A 20760-nucleotide genomic window follows, 5' to 3' on the forward strand; every position below is an offset into this window, starting at 1 on the left:
ATTTAACCGGGAATTAAACACGAATCAATTTAAGCGGTTCCAGCTTCAATTTGCCGACAATCGGTGGAGCAACGTCATCATACAGTTCCTCCAGTTCCCGCTGTTCTTTAGTGAGCAGTGCTTTCTGTTTTGCGGCCCGGTCAAGCCAATCTTTGGTTTTACTGATTTCTTGCTCCAGTTCCTCAATTTTGAACGCGTAAAACTCATACCAATCTCTCAGGTGTTCGCGCTGTTTAGATTCAAACCATGTCTCTTTTTTAGCGCCAGGATTCAACTTTGCAATCTCCTTTCTGGCACGCTCTTCGGCCTTAATCTCTGCGTTTCCTCTGTCACAATTTCTTAACGTTCTGGCCAGCTTTGCATCAATAAGCTTGGTTTGCAGTACGCACAGAGACTCCTCCGTTCGTTGATATTTTTTTAAAAACCTCTCTTCTGGTGACGTAAAGGCGGTCATTTCGGCTAATTTTTCACGGGTATCCACCGATGCTGCCACGGTTGACGTCAACAGGCGAGAAATTCCCTGGGAGAGCAGCCAGCCAATACCAAAAGCCCCAAAAAATACGATTGTGGCGATAAGATCAATAATAAGCAGTCCAAGAAAATTGACTGAAGATCCAAGACTCTCATGGGAACCCAAATAATCTATAAACCCTTTCAGGATTATTGCCCCGGTTAGTATGTCCAACAATTTAGTGGACACGGTGAAAACCCGGCTACGTATGGTTTCCACCCGGGCACTCCGATCAGTCTCTGGATTATTGAAATCAGACATTGTTTTAAAGCTTTTCGAAAAGATTTTAATCGCCAGGGCAAGCTTTGTTATTTTACCGGGTGGTTGCCTGAACTCCGGATCATTAATGGTAATATCAGCCTTCATTGGTGAATGCATCTGGTCAATGGCTGTTTGTTTTGATGACGTAGTTGCCGTTAGCTTGAGTTTTTCGGATGCTTTGAGTTCTGGTGATGGCTCAGTTAAAGAGACTGCCCTTTGAGAGAGTGACTGATCTGGCCTTTTATGGCTGTTGGACTCGACAGCTTTATCGTCCCCTGGCTGCTCTGTCGCTTTTTTTGCTTGAGTTGAGGGGGGCGCAGATCCCAATAATGTAGCCGTTGTGTTAATCATGGGACACTCCTTGTCTTAATTGCGGGTATTTAGAGATTGCCTGGAAATTCTGGCAGGGAATTGATAAAACATTTCCGTCTCTTTCTCATCAATTGAAAATATTAAATGATTTTTTATTCAATAAAGCACTAACCAGCCGGTAAGCATCGCTCTTAGGGTAGACATTAAGCGAAGCCCTTTATTGGTAAAGGCTGTAGGGGTGTTTCTGACCTCCCGTATAAGAATTCAGAAACGAGCTCTCTGGGCTGTATGGGTATGTGCAATGAAGTAGAATCGCAATACTTGATTACATACCTGCTCTACAGCCCTTGTTTCACAACAACTTGGCCTTAATGTCTACCCTAAGAAGCATCGCTAACCCCTGGCCGGTACTTGTGGGCTAGCTGTAGAATGAAATGTTTAAGGTTCTTCTGAAATGTGGTATGCCCAAGAGAAGAAGGCGCTCTTCACACGCCATTTTTAAAGGGCTGACGTCTACAGTTCTAACAGTACACACAGCCCATTACCTTCGAATTACATAGGAGCCCGGTGAGCCCGGTTTTCGTCAGCAACCACAACATTCAGTTTTTGTAGTTCCTGTTCATTACAGAGCCGTTCTTTCTCTTTTGCTGCCCTGTTAAGCCAATCTTCGGTTTTACGGATTTCCTCCTTTAGTTCCTTACTACTGTAATTATAGAACTCAGCCCACTCTCTCAGGTAATAACGCTGTAAAGAATCATACCATTTATCCTTGGCAGTACCTGGATTCAAAGCTTGGGTATCAAGTTTGGCCTGCTCTCTGGCTTCACGCTCTGCTTCACTGGATTGACAATGTCCTAAAGTACGGGACAGCTCAGCATCAATAAGCTTGGTTTTCAATACGGTGAGAGACTCCTGCGTTCTTTGATATTTGTTTAAAAATCTCTCTTCTGGTGATGTAAAGCCGGTCATCTCGGCTAATTTTTCACGGGTATCCACCGACGCTGCCACGATTGAAGTCACCAGGTGAGAGATTCCCTGGGAGAGCAGCCAACCAATACCAAAAGTCCCAAACATTACGGTTATGGCGATAGCCAAAAGAAGAAAATCCAGGAGTATAGTGTCTGACTCTCCACGTTGACGACAAGAACCTATAAGGTCTATAAATCCTTTTAAAATAATTGCCCCGGTCAGTATGTCTAGCACTGCCGCGGTTCCGGTGAAAACCCGGTTACGTATTTTTTCTACCCGTGCACTCCTGTCAGTCTCTGGATTATTGAAACAAGACATTGTTTTAAAGCTTTTAGAAAAGATTTTTATTGCCAGGGCCAGCTTTTTTATTTTTCCGGGTGGCCGCTTAAATTCCGGATTATCAATGGTAATCTCATCAGCTATAAGCGGCTGCATCTGGTGAAATCCAGTTGTTTGCCCGGGCAGAGGTTCCATCAATAACCTGAGGTTTTCGGGCTCCCGGGGTTCAGGATGATTGATCGGCGATATGGCCCTGTGGTGGATTGGTTGCCCCGGGTTTTCGTGGCTTTCTGTAACAGGTTTATCGTTACCATGCGGATCGGTCAAATCCACAGTTAGGGGTATCGCAAATTCAGATGCGGCTATGCAATTCATTGGACAATCCTTGTGTTAATTGTTTGTATTAAAATGGCTCGTGCAAGTTATGCTACGAACTCAATAGAGCCTTACCAACGGGTTCATTGTTAAAAAACGTTGCAATTTAACCATTTTGTTTTCCACAAATAACTAACCGGATGGTAAGTGACGGTAACCCCCAGCCGGATAAGTCACCTCTAGTGGAATTAAACACGAATCAATTTAAGCGGTTTCAGCTCCAACTTCCCGACAATCGGTGGAGCAACGTCATCATACAGTTCTTCCAGTTCCCGCTGTTCATTAGCGAGCAGTTCTTTCTGTTTGGCAGCCCTGTTAAGCCAATCTTCGGTTTTACGGATGTCATCCTTCAGATTCTTAATATCCTCCCAATAGAACTCATACCACTCCCTGACGAAATAGCGCTGTAAAGAATCATGCCATTTCTCTTTGTCAATGTCCGGATTCAAAATGGCAGTCTCCTGCCTAGCGTGCTCTTTGGCCTCAATATCTGATTCTCTGTGTACGCTATCTCTTAACTTTTTGGCAAGCTCTGCATCGATAAGCTTGATTCGCAATGCGGTGAGAGACTCCTCCATTCTTTGATATTTTTTTAAAAACCGCTCTTTTGGTGACGTAAAGGTAATCATTTCGGCTAATTTTTCACGGGTATCCACCGAGGCTGCCACGGTTGAAGTCACGAGGCGAGAGATTCCCTCGGTAAGTAGCCAACCAATACCAAAAGCCCCATAAGTCAGAAGTGAACCGAAAGCATAAATAAAACCAATTGTGTACTCGCAACCTTCGATTTCCGACTCACGCCAGGAATCCACATAATGTAAAAAACCTTTTAAGATTATTGCTCCGGTTAGTATGCTTAAAACGGCAGTGGTTCCGGTGAAAACCCGGTTACGTATTGATTCTACCCGGGTACTCCGGTCAGTCTCTGGATTATTGTAATCAGATATTGTCTTAAAGCTTTTAGAAAAGATTTTAATCGCCATGGTAAGTTTTTTTATTTTTCCAGGTGGTTGCTGAAACTCTGAATCATTAACAGTAATATCATCAGCTTTAAATGGTGACTCCGTTTTGTTAGATGCTATTTGATCGGGCGTAGCAGTTGTCATTAGCGGGAGTTTTTCGGACGCCTTGAATTCTGGAGATTGCTCAGCAAGTAGCTGCTCATATTTGACTGGTATAACCTCTGCTTCTAATGTTCTTTTCGCGATTTTACTGGGCTGTAGAGAGCCATCTGTAAAATTTGCCGGTCTTTTTCGAGCAGTTAAGACTGACCTGTGAGAGAGTGGTTTATCTGAGCCTGTTTGGCTTTTGGACCCGACAGCTCTATCGTCCCCTTGCTGAGCTGGTACTTCTTTAGTCAGGTGCTTCATTTTTTCTGATTGAGAAATTCCGTCAAGCATAGGTCACTCCTTGTGTTAATTGCTGGTATTTGGATGGTGTATACAATTTTTGGCAGGGAGTTGATAAAATACTTCTATCAGTTTCTGACCAATTGAAAAAATATTAAATGATTTTTTTTTCTTAAAGCACTAACCAGTCGATTAGTAATGCTAACTCTTGGCTTTTTGGGTTTTCTGTAGCAGGCAGAGGAGCTTAATAAAACAGTGATTGTTGATTTTTTAACCGACCTTCACCACCCCTTGGTAACATTTTGATTTTAAACGATTAAAAATCGTGCCAACCATATATTCGAATAGAATATATGCTTCAAAATCAAATGATTACGTTATTTTGGTGGTAAAAGTGGGTTTTAAAGAAAGAAGACGGTCTAAATACTCAGCAGCCTGAAGGAAAAATTTGTGACGATATGCCTCTCATGATGATCCTGCTGAGTCTTCTAAGGGAGCTTGTGGCATTCCCAACACCATCATTTCCTCCTGCTGATCCTGAGGGAGATGACTATTTTCCAATGCCGTCAGCTCCTCCTGCGTATGATTCTTTAGACTATCGGCTATCCCCTCCGGGTACACAGACTTTTGATGAACCGCCTCCAAGTTATGAGGAGTCAGTGAGAATGGAAAAGAACCCCAAATAAAATTGTCTCGTTCCCAGGCTGGAGAGGTTGTCGCAAAAGACAGATTAAAAAGACTTTCGCGACAGCCTCTGCGGTGTGGGAACGATTAACTCTCTGTGCTCATTATTCTTAACGCTTGATGGCAATGGTAAGCCCATCGGAAACAGGCAGTATCATCATATCCACACGATCATCGTCGTGAATTTTCCGGTTTAATGCTTTCAGGGCAGCAGTGTCTTCATCACTTGCTTCTGCATCAGCTACTCTCCCGCTCCACAGCACATTATCGATAAGAATCAGCCCACCAGGGCGAACCAGCTGCAGGCATTGTTCGTAATAAACGTCATACCCCGTTTTATCCGCATCAATAAAGGCCATATCAAACTGATCCAGTTCACCTTTCCTGATCAGTTGATCCAGGGTTTCAGACGCCGGAGCCAGGTGAAGTTTGATCCGCTCAGAGACACCGGCTTTTTCCCAGAAGGGTTTGGCTATGTTGGTATACTCACTGCTGATATCACAGGCAATCAGCTCCCCATCATCGGGCAGTGCCAGGGCAACAGAGAGCGCACTGTAACCGGTGAAAACACCAATTTCTATGGTTCTGCGGGCATTGGATAGTTTTGCCAGCATGGCCATAAGCTGCCCTTGCTCGGCAGAAATTTGCATCATTCGGTAGCGATGGTGGCTGGTCAATTCCCGGAGCTCTTTTAATGCCGGGTGCTCACGTAGACCAACGTTATAAATATATTGATAGAGCGTATCATTGAGTTGCAGGGTTTCAGTGGACATTGGTGGGGACTCCGTTTAATTCCTGAGAAAAAATAAATCAAAGATATGGTTGTTATTACTGACTATTAAGTCAGGAATGAAGCCTGAAAATGAGTGGTTTTTATTCATTGTCATCATTCTTATGCAGCAATCACTTACCCTTAACAATCATATAACATTTTATTCGTTGATACCTTCAATGTGCTATGTAAAAATTTTAAGCTCAGGTCAGCTTAAAAATGTCAAAATAACTATTTTTAGAAGTGGTTTTATACCCAGACAAAACAAGAGAGGCGGCCCCCTGATTATGGCAACATTACTGTTTTACAATGAGCCGGCATTTCTCAACCGGGAAGTGCATAAGACCCTTAAGTTCAAGGCATCTGACGACTACTCTTTCACCGAAGAGGTAAACTCTGTACCACTGACCGGTATCGAGTTTTTTGAAGCCAGCCGTGATATGCCAGTGCTCTTCAGTAAGGATGAGCAGGGCAACTTTTTCCCCCTTGCCCTGCTTTCGCTGATGGATGCAGGGCATAAGCACCTGGGTGAGGCGGGCAGCTGGAGTGACAGCTATATTCCTGCTTTTATCCGCCGTTATCCTTTCGCCCTGACCGATGAAGGCTCGGTTTGCTTTGATCAGAAAGCCAGTCAGTTTGCTGGTGAGGAAGGTGAAGCGCTTTTCAGTGATGACGGTGAAAATACAGAAACATTGAATAACATTATTCAATTTCTTAATAACTATGATCAGCAGTACAAGAATACCCTTGATTATTGTCATGAATTAAAAGCGCTTGATCTGTTATCTCCGTTCAATCTCCAAATTCTCCTGGAGAAGGATAAGCCCCTAAGGCTCGAAGGGTTATTAGTTATTGATGAGAAAAAACTGAATTCCATTCCCGAAGAAAAAGTGAAAAGCTGGTTTGATTCCGGTTGGCTGGCGTGGACCTATGCACACTTACACTCTCTGGGTGCATTAAACCGTCTTGTTAAACGACAGAAAATACAACTGTAATATCCATGACCTATTTGTGATTTTAACATTGAAAGGGACTTCAATAGTGAAAAAACTCCTACAGATGGCCGTGTTGGCATTAAGTCAATTAGTTTTAGTATTTGCTGTAAGCGTCAGTGCGCATCCTGAAAAGGCGAGTAACTATTCAGGAATAAAAATTGTTGGTGGTAATGAGCTTTCTCCATTTTCCCGTCCTTATATGGCGTCATTAAGAGTATTGAGAGAGGTGCATTTTTGTGGCGGGGCTTACATTGGTGGCAAGTATGTCCTGACGGCTGCCCATTGCGTCGAAGATATTCAGGATTATGCCGAATTTATTTCCGTCTGGTTGGGGGGGCATAAACTCAGTGAACCGGACACTGGCCGCTTCTACCGGGTGGCAAGGCTTTATATACATCCAGACTATAACGATGAAACCATCGATAGCGATATTGCCATTATTGAATTAGAGCAGGACGTTGAGGGTATTGAACCTGTTCGTCTGATTTCTGAAGAACACTTTGCAAACATTAATAAAGGTTCAGTATTTGAGGTGATGGGCTGGGGAACCCTGGGGTATGAGAAAGGACAACCAGACACGCTACATGTGGTTCAGGTGCCCTATGTGGAGAGAGAGCTTTGCAACTCCGGGCAACATTATGACGGTGCTATTACCAAAAATATGCTGTGCGCTGGCTTTGATGAAGGAGGCAAAGACTCCTGTCAGGGCGATAGTGGTGGTCCCATGGTTTATAACCACCAGGGTACCTGGTACCAGTTGGGTGTCGTAAGTTGGGGCTATGGCTGTGCTGAGCCGGGTTACCCGGGAGTCTATACCAACATCGTTGAACTGTTGGGTTGGGTAAGGAAGACAGTGCCAGATATTTGAGCTCAGTACCGTCACGTTGGAGCGCAGAAAGTCAGTGGTTTGGGAACAGGTTAACAAGAATAATTAGCGGCAGCTCACGCTCAGTAAGCTGCCAAAACCACCTGATTATTTACTATTCCAAACCTTCTCAGCATAGTCAGCAATAGACCGGTCCGAAGAGAATCGACCCAGGCGTGCAGTATTCAGCACCGCCTTGCGCCACCAGAGCCTTGGCTTACGGAAAGTGTCGGATACTTTCTGCTGAGCTTCGCGATAGCTGTCAAAGTCAGCCAGAGCCATAAACTGGTCACGATGCATCAGATCTTCCGCAACGGGTTTCAGCAGGTCGGGCTTGTGCTGGCAGAAGGAACCATTCATCAGGGCGTCAATGGCCCGCTTCAGTACCGGATTACTCTCATAATAATGGTATGGGTTGTAACCCTGCTGCTGCAGTTCGGCAATCTCATCGACGGTTTTTCCGAAGATAAAGATGTTCTCATCGCCCACCGCTTCAGCAATTTCCACGTTGGCTCCATCCAGTGTCCCAATGGTCAGTGCACCATTCAGGCCCAGCTTCATATTGCCGGTACCGGAGGCTTCAAAACCGGCAGTGGAGATCTGCTCGGAAAGATCGGCGGCAGGAATGATCTGTTCCGCCAGGGTGACGCGGTAATCCGGCAGGAATACCACTTTCAGGCAGTCATCCAAACGACGATCGTTGTTAATAACCTGGGCGACCTTGTTGATGGCCAGAATAATCTGTTTGGCCATTACATAACCTGGTGCGGCTTTAGCGCCAAAAATAAAGACCCGTGGGGTATGTTCGGCATCCGGGTTATCAAGCATTTCGTGATACAGGCTGATGATGTGCAACAGGTTTAACTGCTGACGCTTGTACTCGTGCAGTCGCTTAATCTGAACATCGAACAGCGCATTGGGGTTAACGGTGACCTTGCACTCCTTCTCAATCAACCGCGCCAGTCGCTCCTTGTTTTTGAAACGGACATTGGCAAAGGCATCGAGAAAATCAGGAGATTCCGACAGTGGTGTCAGTTTTTCCAGCTGGTCCAGGTCAGTACGCCACTCTTTGCCGATATTTCGATCCAGCAGTCGTGCCAGGCCCGGGTTACAGTGAGCCAGCCAGCGTCTTGGGGTTACACCGTTGGTGACGTTGACCAGCTTGCCGGGATACAGGGCGTCAAACTCGGGGAACAGATTGGCTTTAACCAGCCCACTGTGCAGCGCGGCAACACCATTAACCCGACGACTGCCAATCACCGACAGGTTGGCCATGCGGATCATACGATCGCCGTTGTCCAGCTCTTCGAAGATGCTGACTTTCTTGATGATCTCGACATTGTCGCCCCATTGTTCTTTAGCCTCTCCGTTCAGGAAGACGTAGTTGATCATCTCAATGATTTGCAAGTGTCTTGGAAGAACACGGTCCAGCAGGGAGGCAGACCATTTCTCCAGGGCCTCTGGCAACAGGGTGTGATTGGTGTAGTGGCACATTTCCTGAGTGATGGCCCAGGCCTGATTCCAGACCATGCCTTCTTCGTCCATCAGCAGGCGCATTAATTCCGGAATGGCGATAGCCGGATGGGTGTCGTTCAATTGCAGCGCGTAGTGTTTGGCCAGACTGCTTAATGGCAGGCCACGCTGCTTATACTGGCGGATAATGTCTTTGAGGGAACAGGCCGTGAAGAAGTACTGCTGGATCAGTCGCAGATCTTTACCCTGAGGTGTTGAGTCTTCAGGGTACAAGACACCGGAAATGGTATCGCCATCCACCAGGTTACGGCAGGCTTCCAGATACTCACCCTGGTTGTATTTATCCAGATCGATAGGATAGGCACCCACCAGGCTTTCCCAGAGACGGAGACGGTTTACATAGTTTCCGCCAAAGGATGGAATGGTGATGTCCCAGGGCACACCGAAAAGCTTCTTGCCAGGCACCCAGTGGTTATTGCCATCGCTGTCCATTTCCATATGACCGAACAGGCCAATCTCCACGGTCTCGGATGGACGACAGGTTTCCCACGGGCTGCCAAATTCACGCCAGACATCTGGCTTCTCTTTCTGGTAACCATCCACAAAGATCTGACGAAACAGACCATAGCGGTAGTTGATGCCGTACCCGGTGGCTGGAATATGCTGGTTGGCCAGAGAATCCATAAAGCAGGCGGCCAGACGACCCAGGCCACCGTTGCCCAGGGACATGTCCCGCTCCTGATCCAGAACATCAGAAATGCGTACGCCGTGGGATTGCAGCAGGGTGGCTGCGGTTTCGTAAAGTCCAAGGTTCATCAGGGCATCACCCAGCAGGCGTCCCATCAGAAATTCCATGGAGAGGTAGCAGACATGACGTTGCGGTTTTGTCTCTTTGGTGACGCTCAGGCTACTTTCCTGAAGCTGGTCCAGATTAATGTCACGGAGTACCAGAGAGAGGGCCTGCCACCAGTCGCGATGTGTGGCTTGCTTCGGGGTAGTGCCCAGTTCACGACGCAGGTGTTTTTCAAGCTCTATGGTAAATGCTTTCTGATCCATGTGATGCGTATCACTCTTGTTGCGCTATCAGGTTGGCTTTTTCGCTGATGATCTGTTTCAGCGGCTTTGCAAAAGAATCCTAGTGTAATGGAAAAAGATGGTTTGTTGTTTTGTAAACGCTTTCAGTCTTTGTGCTGATTGAAATGTTTTAAAAGATGGGATTGCACACTACCAACCATGTGTTGTTGTTTAATAAGTAAACATCAATGTGACAAAGTGAAAAACAGGCGTCAAGTAAATTAATTTCACCTTTTGCGCATTGTTGTAAACCTCTGAAAACGATTACAACTATTTTGAATAGAAAATAAAAATGCTTTAAATCAATGCATCGGGGCTGCTAAAAGCGATAATGGCGGGCGGCGCATGACCTGTGTCGTTATACAACTCTGCTTAGGGTGGACATTAAGCTTACCCCATCCTCTTTTCAGCAATGTAATGTGACCAATCGGAGGACCCAATGACGAAGCCAAAAGCATTGGCTGTGGCCATCTCTGCGCTTTCTGCCTTACTGCTGACTGGCTGTGCCAGTCAGTCACCTGATACAGCGTCTAAGGCCAGCACCAGCCTGACACCGGCCTATGACTGCAGCGCCAGCACCCGGGCAAAAGCCAACGACCTGAAAATTTACCAGATTATGGTCGAAAGCTTTGTGGATGGAGAAAAGGGAACCGGTCACGGCACCGGCTACGGTACCAGTCATCACCAGGGGGATTTGCAGGGCATAATTGATTCGCTGGACTACATCAAGTCACTGGGTATGAATGCCATCTGGATGACACCAGTCTTCAATTCGAAACCCGTTGCAGGCCAATCACACTGGGATGACCGGCTGGATGCGACTGGCTATTTTGCCACGGATTATTTTGCCATTGACCCACGCTTCGGGAGCCTGGCACAGGCGAAAGAGCTGGTGGAAAAAGCCCATGCCAAAGGGCTGTATGTATTTTTTGACGGTGTATTCGGCCATCATAAGCAGTCCGGTGTCGTGCCATCGCCATCTGGTTTGCTGCCTTCTGGCAGTCACAATCCTGTTGACTATCCCGAGAGTCTGCCATTTTACCGGGAGGTGGCCACCTGGTGGGTGAAGGAGCTGAAAATAGACGGCTGGCGTCTGGATCAGGCCTACCAGGTGCCCACCGAAGCCTGGACAGAAATCCGCAAAGCTGTGGATGAAGCTTCTCAGTCAGTGACTTACCATAACCACAAGGGTGAAACTGTCAATCCATTGGGCTACATGGTGGCGGAGATCTGGAAAGAGGAAAATGCTATCCAGCAGGAGGGATACGGCAGTCAGGAAGCCCCGGCCCTCTGTTCAGCGTTTGACTTCCCCATGCGTTATCGCCTTGTGGAAACGTTTGCAGTGAATGAAAACGGCATTGGTGGCAAAGGCGGTAACTGGTTGGATGAAGGCATGAACCTGCACTCACTCTATCCGGCGCATGCGCAACCAAATCTGATGCTGGGCAACCACGATGTGTTACGTTTTGGTGATCTTCTGCAGCGTGGCGGCATTGCCAATCCGGACGATGGGGAATACTGGCTGCGCCATAAAGCAGCTATGTCGTTTATGGCTGCTTATACCGGACCAATCACGCTGTATTACGGCGATGAAATTGGTGATGAAACGCCAGACTTTGCTGAAAAGCAGCCGGATAATAACTGCGCCATTCGTGGTATGTGTGATGACCACTCGGGGCGTACCAGTGCCAAAATTGACGGGGTAACCGCTGAGTTGAATCAACAGCAGCGTGATCTTAAAGACTATGTGTCATCATTGATGGTGCTGCGGGATAAGCACCCAGCGTTGTCTAAAGGTGAACGCATCAACCTCTGTGCAGAAAAAGAGATCTATATCGACCACAAACAAAGCGGTGATGATGCCCTGCTTTATATGGTCAGTACCGACAGCGCTTTCCAGATGGTAGCTCTGACCACAGCGGAAGCCGGTTCCGAAGGGAGGCTGGTGGATCTGCTCACGGGAGAGGTGTTTTTCCCGAAAAACAATGAATATTCCATTCGCATGAAAGGGTTTGAATCACGATTTCTGCGCATTGCCAGGCCTGTTGCAGCCGGACCAAAAGTCAACAAACGAGATGCCAGCTCGATGACCGGCGAAGGTTTCCTGGCCCAGTGCAATAACCCAACAGTGAATGAAGCAGGCCCGGCACAAGACACGCTGTTTGTCGTGGGCAGCTTTCCGGACTCTAACTGGATGCACAAGCCAGCCCGGGCTTTTCAATATAAAGGCAACGGCGTGTATCAAACCGTCACCAATGAGCGCAAAGGCAGCTATCGCTTCCAGTACGCCACAGCCAGCTGGAGCCCGCAATACACGGCTGCTGATCTGTCACAAAAGCCGGGGCAGGCTGCTGCCGGGAAAAACGGTGGGTATGGTACCGATACCTCGGTGATGATACCGGAGGCGGGACGCTATGTATGGAGCTTAACGTTCAAAGACAGTGGTGAGATTGATCAGGTGATGGTTTCCCGCTGTGCACAGTAATTGCGTAGATTAACCGGTCGGCAACCCATCTTCGGAGTTGCCGACCTGCCTGTTAATTCATCTCTTTAAGCATGATCAGGCTGTGCGGCTGAACTTCATAGCTGCACTGATCAACAGACGGTTCGTGAATAAAAGAAGACTCTTTGTCAGTATTCACCACCACCATCCGGTGTTTGAATTGACCGGTTTCAGGGATCAACACTCTGCCTACATGTTTGCCAGCGTTCATGATGACCCAGATAGCACCTTTTTCAGCATCATTCGGGTCATGAATTTTAACCGTCAGGGTGTAACAGTGGCGCTCACTGAAATGAAGAGGGTCAACGACGTCACCCTTCGGGGAATGTAACTGGTATTCTATGTGGCCCAGATCATCGGTCAACAGCGGTTCATTGCGACGAAAATGCATCATTTGTCGGGTAAAATCGTGCATTTGTGCACCGTCAGAGTCGGTGTTGTGCAACCAGTCCCAGTGTAGCCAGGCGATGGGGGAGTCCTGACAATAGGCATTATTATTACCATCCTGAGAGTTGCTGAACTCATCACCGGCTAACAGCATGGGTGAGCCTTTGGCCAGCATTAACATGCCCACCAGATTCTTCCGGCTGCGCAGGCGGGCTTTATTGATGTCCGGGTTGTCAGTGACGCCTTCTTCACCGTGATTCCAGGAGTAATTGTGCTCGTCACCATCCCGCCCATCTTCACCATTGGCAAGATTATGGCGCTGATTGTAAGAAACCAGATCCATTAAGTTAAAGCCATCGTGACTGCAGATATAGTTGACGGTGGCAAGATAACTTTGTTCGCTGAACAGGTCTTCTGAACCGGAAAAACGCCAGGCCATTTCAGTTTGTACCCCTTTGCTGCCTTTCCAGAACTTCCGGCAGGTATCGCGGTAACGATCATTCCAGGACTGCCAGTCAGAGGGGAAGTCGGTCATGTGATAACCGTCCGGCCCAATATCCCAGGGCTCGGCAATCATTTTTACCTGGCTCAGGATCGGGTCCTGGCTCACGGCATAAAAGAAAGGTGCATCTTTACTGTAATTACGGTGCTGACGAGCCATGGTGGGGGCCAGGTCAAAACGGAAACCGTCGATCTGATACTCCACTACCCAGTGACGCAGTGCATCCATAGTCAGGCGCAGAGTCTGGTGGCTGTCGAAGTTGATGGTGTTGCCGCAACCACTGTAATTCTCCGAGGAAATGTCACCGTCGTGTTTGTTCATATGGTAGTAGTCGGTTTCAGCCAGACCACGCATGCTCAGGAATGGACCACCATGGCCACCTTCGCAGGTATGGTTGAACACCACATCCATAATCACTTCAATGCCAGCACGGTGCAGCTCCCGTACCATGGTTTTCATCTCGATAACCGGGTCGGAAATGGCATAAGGCGTGTGCGGTGCCATCATGCACAGCGGGTTGTAACCCCAGTAATTGGATAACCCAAGGTGAGTGAGTCGCTCTTCACTGGTACTGTAGGTAACCGGCAGCAGTTCAACGGCAGTAATGCCAAGATTTTTCAGATATTCAATGGTAATGGGGTGGCACATGCCCAGATAGGTACCACGAATATCCTCCGGAATATCCGGGTGGGTTTTGGTGAATCCCTTGAGGTGGGTTTCGTAATAAATGCTCTGCTGGTCCGGAGTGTGTGGATGGGTTACGCCTTGCCAGTCAAAGGTAGCATCACGCACAACACTGCGGGGCATTTTGGTGGCGCTGTCCTGCTCGTTGAAGAGCCATTGATCATTGTCGTCTGAAATATAGTCAAAAATGTCCTGACACCATTGCACATCACCACTGATTTCCCGGGCATAGGGATCCATCAGCAGTTTGTTCTTGTTAAAGCGCGGCGTTGTATTGGGCGACCAGTAACCGTCTGCCCGGAAGCCATAGTGCTGACCTTCGATAATACCTTCAATATAAAGGTGCCAGATGCCCTCAGCGGAAGGAAACATTTTCAGTTGTTCTTCATTCCCCCGTGCATCAAATAACGATAAAAACAGTTGTTCTGCTTGCGGGGCATACACAGAAAAATTAACCCCTGTCGACTGATTGCCTGGCACTGCCACAAGATCAGCATTGACCAAGGTGGCACCCTGTGGGGTGGTTTTTCCGGGAAAGGCGGAATAGGTCTGGGTGGCAGACGGCGTATCCATAACGTGTTGATGCTCTATTCTATATAGCGTGATCAAAAAAACAGCGTGTATTATTAGTTTTCAGGCACGGACAGAAAAGCACGACGGTGATGTAAACGATTACAGACTTTTATAAAAAATTGACTTGCTGGAAAACAAGGCAAACAGCAATACCGACTATTCTAGTACATGGTTTCAATGAGTTTGACTGGTTGTCGTGCCTCCGCACTCCGTTCGTCCTGAGCCCGTCTCCGAGTAGAAGAGGTCGTTACCGACCTCAACCCTCACAGATCCGGACGAGCCCAATTAAGGCATCCGGTTCCTCATAGTTACTGGTTCACTAATTGATGCCCATGGTAGTACTGATGCAGGATTCTTGGCGGTGTCAGGGGGAAGCGTTTCAGGAACTGGGAGAATTGTTCCCACGGAATATAACTTGTCCGTGATCGGCGGCCCAGCCACTTATGCCAGATTCTTTGTACACGACGGTGTACTGCTTTCAGGGCTTTGTAGTTTCCCGTTATGCCGAAGTACGCAAAGTGTCCCCGTAATTTCCGGTTCAATTTGTCGTACTGTTCTTTCAATGAGTCATGTTTATGCTTACGACAATATTCATTGAATGACTTCAGCGCTTTGGCTACTAGCCCTTTGGCTGTTTTCCGGAATATTGCAAACCCACCTTTCCGGGTTTTACCCCAGTAATGTGTGAACCCAAGGAAGTCAAAGCTGATCGGAAGTCCACAACGCTTATTTTCTCTCCGGTGCTGAACCCGAAAGTCAATTCTTTGCGTCTTTTCCGGGTGCAGTGTCAAGCCATATACGCTAAAACGCTCAGGCAGTACCCTCTCTATTCGACGACAATCGTCAGGGTTTTGAAACACCATGACAAAATCATCGGCATAGCGGGTCAGACTACACCTTCCCTGAATTCTTGGCTGTACAGTTTGAATAAACCAGTCATCCAGTACATAGTGCAGGTAGATATTGGCTAGCAGTGGTGAAATAACACCACCCTGAGGGGTTCCCATTGTCGGGTAGCAGAGCTGCCCTGACTCAAGTATACCGACCTTCAGCCATTTATCGATCAGTTTTCGTACCACACCATCAATTACTCTTCTGGCAAGAAACTGCCTTAATTGGTTGTGGTCAATCGTATCGAAATACTTTTGGATGTCCACATCCAGTACCCACTGACCTCCATCTCGCATTATGTGGCTACGTAGACTTTGTAAGGCATGATGCGCTGACTTGCCTTTGCGGAACCCAAACGAGCAGTTATAGAAATCTTGCTCGTAAATAGGCTCCAATAACATCGCCACCGCTCTCTGGGCAACCTTGTCCTCGAAGGTCGGTATGCCCAAAGATCGTTTCTGACCTTTCCCTTTTGGAATATAAACGCGTCGTAACGCAGGGGCCCGATATTGACCGGATTTCAGTCGATCCAGCAGATTAAGGAGATTACTCTCCAGCTGTCGCTCATACATCTCGGCCGTTTGATTATCTACGCCTGTCGCACCATCCTTGCGGGTCAGTTGATAGGCCTGTAAAAGCCAGTTGTAGTCCATGTATTGATTTAGCGAGGTGAAAGCCATGGCTTGGTTGTCTCTGGCCAGTTTGGCTATCCGTCTCTGTTTCGTTGACACAAACATAAGGTTTCAATGTACCTCTTGTGTTTCCCACAAACGGTTCAATAACTATGATGTCCCCTTTCCTCGTCCGGGTCCTCCTGAGCAGAGTTCCCCGTTGTCATCAGTACTATGGGACACTAAGACTTCCAGCACCTACTATCCGGTCACTTATGGATTCGCTTCCAGACTCCTGAGTGTTGCTTCATGTTTTGTCTCATCAGGCCTGAAGCGAAGCCTGACGACACTGGGTTCTGTTCAGCCATAGAACCAATGGCCAGTTAACTCAGGTCAGCACTGGATCTCGCAGGTTCCTGAGAAATCCATCCTGTACCTTTGCCCCGGTCTCGGACTCCGGTCGGACTGATTATGTCTCACCAATTCGACATTTCAGTGCTGACCCCATACCCTTCAGAATGAAGCCTCCAACAAGGTGTCCATTTCGGAGCTCAATCCCGCGGCTTTAGTACCCGCTGTTTACGCTTCACAACCAGGATTACCCCTGACTATGCAAAACTCACTTCCGGCTGATGGTTAGTCTCTACCGGGTGGGAGTCGAACCCACTGGATTTCAACGAATGATTTCAGTTCATAGAACCTCCCACATTCTCAGGCTTAGCCTGTCGCGAGAAGGGCGGAAACTCCGGACTCTGATAGATCGCGCCAAGCACCCTTCGTCCGTGCATCCTGAGCGGAGTCGAAGGACGCTCAGTGTGAACGAGGATTCCGTAGATTGACAAGGTTTTTGCAATACACTCAGTCAGCCGCCCAGTCAACGGTCAGCATAATAGTCGCCAGTGGCGGCAAAGTCAGGCTGATGCTTTGGGGGTGGTTATGCCACTCTCCTGATCGGGTTGAGACGGTATTGTTGACAATATGGCTGCCACCAAAGCGCTGCTCATCGCTGTTAAAGATTTCCTGCCATTGTCCACTGGCCGGAACGCCAATGGTGTAATCATGCCTTACGAATGGTGTCATATTGCTGATAACGACAATGGTTTTACCTGCGCTGTCTGTTCGGTAAAAGGCAAAAACACTTTGACCATGGTCGTCCAGTATCAGCCAGCGAAAACCGTCACGATCAAAATCAAGCTCATGCAGTGCCGGGTAACCCTGATACAGCGTATTCAGCTCACTGATCATCGCCAGCATGCCCTGGTGGTAAGGGCCCTGCTCCAACAGGTTCCAGTTCAGGCTTTCTGCCGGGTTCCACTCGTTGGTCACACCAAACTCGGAGCCCATAAACATCAGCTTTTTACCGGGGTGCCCGAACATAAACCCGTAATAGGCCCGAAGGTTGGCAAAGCGCTGCCAGTCATCGCCCGGCATACGGCTGAGGATCGTGCCCTTGCCATGAACCACTTCATCGTGGGAGAGGGAGAGCACAAAGTTCTCGTTATAGGCGTACACCATACTGAAGGTCATTTCATGGTGGTGATGCTGACGATAAATCGGGTCCCGCTTCATATAGGCCAGAGTGTCGTGCATCCAGCCCATATTCCATTTGTAATCAAAGCCGAGGCTCTGTGGGTGTCCGGGGCGTGATACGCAGGGCCAGCTGGTGGACTCCTCGGCGATCATCATGCAGTGTGGATGCAGTCGGTGAACTTCAGTGTTCAGGCGCTGCAAAAAGGCGACGGCCTCAAGGTGTTCATTGCCGCCCAGATGGTTGGGTGTCCACTCGCCCTGTTTTCTGGAGTAGTCCAGGTAGAGCATGGAGGCCACGGCATCCACCCTCAGGCCATCAATATGAAACTCATCCAGCCAGTACAGGGCATTACTGATCAGAAAATCCTGTACCCATGGCGAACCGTAATTGTAGATGCAGGACTTCCAGTCCGGATGCCAGCCCCGTTGCGGGTCTTCATATTCATAAATAACGGTTCCGTCAAAACGGAACAGGCCGTGTTCATCCTGTGGAAAGTGGGCGGGAACCCAATCCAGAATCACACCAATATTGTGCTGGTGGCATTGGTCAACCAGGTAGCGGAAGTCGTCCGGTGTACCATAGCGGCTGGTGGGGGCAAACAACCCAACCGGCTGATAGCCCCAGGATTCGTAGAGTGGGTGCTCGGCAATGGGCAGTAATTCGATATGGGTAAAGCCCGTTTTTTGGATATACGGGATCAGTTCGTCGGCCAGCTCCCGGTAATTTTTAAAACCACCGTCGTTCGATTTTTTCCATGAGCCCAGATGGACTTCATAAACCGACATGGGCTTGTTATGGTTCAGCTGACGTTTGTTCAGCCATTGGCTGTCGGACCAGGTAAAGGTACTTTCCGTTTGTACAATGGAGGCGAGGCCCGGCCACTGTTCCACTTTATGGCCAAAGGGGTCGGTTTTTTCCGGCAGCAGCTGACCATTCTGATCGTGCAGCTCATATTTATACAGGGCACCTTCGGCAACGCCCGGGACAAACAGCCGCCAGATACCGTCGTCAGCACTGGCCATGGGGTGGCAGCGACCATCCCACTGGTTGAAATCACCGATCACGCTGACGGAACGGGCATGGGGGGCATAGACCTTGAACAACACGCCTGAAACACTGCGCTGACGGGTAATGGCATGCTCCACTTTCAGAGCACCCAGGTGCCGGTACAGATGGAGCGGGTCGATATCCCGCTGACAAAGGGTGTACTCACCAAACTGGTAGGGATCAAAGCGGAGTTCTTCTGTCCCATCCTTTAGGGTGATGTTGAGCAGATAGTAAAAGACTTTTTTCCGTTGGGGAAAGCTCAGCTCAAAAAGACCATTGGCCAGTCGGTTCATTCTGCCCAGTGATTTGCCCGTGCTTTCCTGCACAACCTCGATGCACTCGGCATCGGGGTGCCAGGCGCGGATGGTCAGACCACTACCGGACTGCCCGGGGTGTATTCCCAGGATGGAAAAAGGCGAGGCATGCATCACCTGGCTCAGGCTTTGGGTTACCGGTGGCAGTTCCGCATCCATTAACTTTTTTTTGGGCATTTCAAATCACTGCGAAAGAGGTGGTTTTTTTTGCGCGGGCATTATTGCCATGAAATGAGATGGTGGGAAGTTGTAAACGTTTTACAGGAGGCGGGATGGTTATCCAGAGATAACTTCCCTGTTTTTAGCTCCGGATTTTGTTGAGATTGGGCATGTCAAAGTCTGACACCACCACCTTTGAAAAGCTCAGGGTAAACGGAAATTGGGTATGTATTGTAAGGATAGGGTTGGCGCAGCAGAGAAGTAAAAAGACGGGGCAGCGCCCCGTCAAATAAAGACACAATCACAGGAGGTGGAAATTTTGCCTGATGTCATAGTTAACAGGCATCAGGAAGGCCAGCCATGGAGTAGGGCTGGCGGAGCCTTCCCATGCTAAGCACTGGAAGGGGGTTGCGCTGGCTGTGCAGTGAACAACTTACCACCAGGTTTCTGCCTGAACACCGAAGGTGAAGCCGTCAGTGTCGTCTGCAAATGCAGCGCCACCAATCTGCCCCTTGGATTCGTCGTTCCACTTGGCGTAGGTACCGAATACACGAATAACAGGACGAGCCCAGTAGCCACGGCCAGCAGACCACTGTTGGGCGATGGTTACTTTGGCCAATTTAGAGTCGTCACCATTGTCAAAAGCATTTTCAACCTGATCATATCCGACTTCCAGAGCAGTACTCATGATGTCGTTCCAGAAGTAAATCGGACGGGCTCCAACACTGATCCAAGTCTGGTCGTCTTTATTGCTGTCTTTAAATGACAGATTGTTGTAGCTCGCGATGTATTGCATTTCTACATTATCACCAAGAGTTACGTAACCATGATCCATAATCCGGTAGAAATCCTGGCCATCAAGATTGTCGGTTGCAAGCTCTGAAACACCCTGGCCATTGGTTCCCATACCACTGGCTGTCATCGCATCTGTAGCGTACTGCACAACAAATTTGTTAAAGCCACCGAAGAAATTGCTCTGGGTATGTTCCAGAGTGACCATGTAGCCGCTGTCGTCCATTTCTGACTCTTTAACAGCTGCCAATGCTTTCGACTTTGCCTTACCTTCATTATCATAACCATCAGCTGCAAAGCCACCGGCAAATGAACCTGTAGGGTTGCCAAATGCATAGTCAAGGCCAACCGTTAACGTACCATTGGTGTTAGTGGAAATATTTTCCAGACGCAGATCAATAATGTTTTGATCAAGGTCGAACTTTTGTGCATTTTCACGCTTAAGTGCATTGTCATTGGTTTTGTAGTATTCAAAAGAAGTGCTGCTCTTAATCCATGCGGCGCTGAAGTTAGCAAAGCCAACATCAATATTCTCTACACCTGCACCCGGACCGGAAACGTTCCAGTAGTAAAAGTCTGAAAGGTGAACATCCTGGCGTTTGTAGAAACGCTTACCAGCCCACAGTGTAGCTTCAGGAGCAAAGCCTAAAACACCTTTGGCCTGAACGTTGAACTCACGGAATGCAGGACTCTTTTCTTCCCAGTCTTTAGCCTGATCAACACTAAATGCCATGTTGCTGTCGAGGTAAAAAGATTGTTCACCGGCTATGTTGTGCTTAAAGGTTGAAGATAATATGGTACCAATTAGCTGTTGGTTCTGGTCATTAAAAACAACACTATTAGGCTG

At 48.1% G+C, this 20760-nt stretch carries 12 protein-coding genes; 3 read left to right on the plus strand and 9 right to left on the minus strand.

The genetic code is table 11. The features are described from left to right. Positions 1-13 precede the first annotated feature (13 nt). The 4 genes from O3276_RS18065 to O3276_RS18080 all read right to left on the minus strand — a co-directional run bounded on the left by O3276_RS18065 (position 14) and on the right by O3276_RS18080 (position 5513). Positions 14-1123: a hypothetical protein gene (locus tag O3276_RS18065; RefSeq protein WP_269672581.1), complete on the minus strand. Its 1110-nt coding sequence runs from the start codon at positions 1121-1123 to the stop codon at positions 14-16. A gap of 513 nt (positions 1124-1636) precedes the next feature. Continuing rightward, the gene (locus tag O3276_RS18070) at positions 1637-2527 is read right to left on the minus strand and encodes a nucleotide exchange factor GrpE (protein WP_269672582.1); all 891 of its coding nucleotides are present in this window, start codon (positions 2525-2527) and stop codon (positions 1637-1639) included. A gap of 368 nt (positions 2528-2895) precedes the next feature. Continuing rightward, positions 2896-4107, minus strand: a complete 1212-nt coding sequence (locus tag O3276_RS18075) for a hypothetical protein (protein WP_269672583.1) — start codon at positions 4105-4107, stop codon at positions 2896-2898. A 743-nt stretch (positions 4108-4850) separates the two neighbouring features. Continuing rightward, the gene (locus tag O3276_RS18080) at positions 4851-5513 is read right to left on the minus strand and encodes a class I SAM-dependent methyltransferase (RefSeq protein ID WP_269672584.1); all 663 of its coding nucleotides are present in this window, start codon (positions 5511-5513) and stop codon (positions 4851-4853) included. A 286-nt stretch (positions 5514-5799) separates the two neighbouring features. On the opposite strand from O3276_RS18080, the gene O3276_RS18085 reads away from it, so the two are divergent. Then, positions 5800-6507: a SapC family protein gene (locus tag O3276_RS18085; RefSeq protein WP_269672585.1), complete on the plus strand. Its 708-nt coding sequence runs from the start codon at positions 5800-5802 to the stop codon at positions 6505-6507. A 46-nt stretch (positions 6508-6553) separates the two neighbouring features. Next, complete coding sequence (locus O3276_RS18090; protein ID WP_269672586.1) at positions 6554-7375, plus strand: serine protease; 822 nt, start codon at positions 6554-6556, stop codon at positions 7373-7375. 105 nt (positions 7376-7480) lie between these two features. Here the strand turns inward: O3276_RS18090 and O3276_RS18095 are convergent, their stop codons facing one another. Next, the gene (locus tag O3276_RS18095; RefSeq protein ID WP_269672587.1) at positions 7481-9901 is read right to left on the minus strand and encodes a glycogen/starch/alpha-glucan phosphorylase; all 2421 of its coding nucleotides are present in this window, start codon (positions 9899-9901) and stop codon (positions 7481-7483) included. 457 nt (positions 9902-10358) lie between these two features. On the opposite strand from O3276_RS18095, the gene O3276_RS18100 reads away from it, so the two are divergent. After that, on the plus strand, positions 10359-12404 hold the full coding sequence (locus O3276_RS18100) for an alpha-amylase family glycosyl hydrolase (RefSeq protein WP_269672588.1): 2046 nt from the start codon (positions 10359-10361) through the stop codon (positions 12402-12404). A 52-nt stretch (positions 12405-12456) separates the two neighbouring features. Here the strand turns inward: O3276_RS18100 and glgX are convergent, their stop codons facing one another. The 4 genes from glgX to lamB all read right to left on the minus strand — a co-directional run bounded on the left by glgX (position 12457) and on the right by lamB (position 20718). Then, entirely contained in the window at positions 12457-14568 is a 2112-nt protein-coding gene (gene glgX, locus O3276_RS18105) for a glycogen debranching protein GlgX (protein WP_269672589.1), read from the minus strand. Positions 14569-14876: 308 nt separating this feature from the next. Next, positions 14877-16196 (minus strand): group II intron reverse transcriptase/maturase, encoded by a 1320-nt coding sequence (gene ltrA, locus O3276_RS18110; RefSeq protein ID WP_269672590.1) that lies wholly within the window; start codon positions 16194-16196, stop codon positions 14877-14879. 732 nt (positions 16197-16928) lie between these two features. After that, positions 16929-19139 (minus strand): 1,4-alpha-glucan branching protein GlgB, encoded by a 2211-nt coding sequence (gene glgB, locus O3276_RS18115; RefSeq protein WP_269672591.1) that lies wholly within the window; start codon positions 19137-19139, stop codon positions 16929-16931. 415 nt (positions 19140-19554) lie between these two features. Beyond that, entirely contained in the window at positions 19555-20718 is a 1164-nt protein-coding gene (lamB, locus tag O3276_RS18120; protein ID WP_332328283.1) for a maltoporin LamB, read from the minus strand. Positions 20719-20760 lie beyond the last annotated feature (42 nt).

Origin of the sequence: Endozoicomonas sp. GU-1 (assembly GCF_027366395.1) — a bacterium.
Classification (GTDB): Bacteria; Pseudomonadota; Gammaproteobacteria; order Pseudomonadales; family Endozoicomonadaceae; genus Endozoicomonas.

Bases quoted from the DNA above. Each gene is read 5' to 3' on its own strand.
- O3276_RS18095 (WP_269672587.1), bottom strand. From the start codon at position 9,901: ATGGATCAGAAAGCATTTACCATAGAGCTTGAAAAACACCTGCGTCGT.
- O3276_RS18080 (WP_269672584.1), bottom strand. From the start codon at position 5,513: ATGTCCACTGAAACCCTGCAACTCAATGATACGCTCTATCAATATATT.
- O3276_RS18070 (WP_269672582.1), bottom strand. From the start codon at position 2,527: ATGGAACCTCTGCCCGGGCAAACAACTGGATTTCACCAGATGCAGCCG.
- O3276_RS18100 (WP_269672588.1), top strand. From the start codon at position 10,359: ATGACGAAGCCAAAAGCATTGGCTGTGGCCATCTCTGCGCTTTCTGCC.
- ltrA (WP_269672590.1), bottom strand. From the start codon at position 16,196: ATGTTTGTGTCAACGAAACAGAGACGGATAGCCAAACTGGCCAGAGAC.
- O3276_RS18075 (WP_269672583.1), bottom strand. From the start codon at position 4,107: ATGCTTGACGGAATTTCTCAATCAGAAAAAATGAAGCACCTGACTAAA.
- O3276_RS18085 (WP_269672585.1), top strand. From the start codon at position 5,800: ATGGCAACATTACTGTTTTACAATGAGCCGGCATTTCTCAACCGGGAA.
- glgX (WP_269672589.1), bottom strand. From the start codon at position 14,568: ATGGATACGCCGTCTGCCACCCAGACCTATTCCGCCTTTCCCGGAAAA.
- glgB (WP_269672591.1), bottom strand. From the start codon at position 19,139: ATGCCCAAAAAAAAGTTAATGGATGCGGAACTGCCACCGGTAACCCAA.
- O3276_RS18065 (WP_269672581.1), bottom strand. From the start codon at position 1,123: ATGATTAACACAACGGCTACATTATTGGGATCTGCGCCCCCCTCAACT.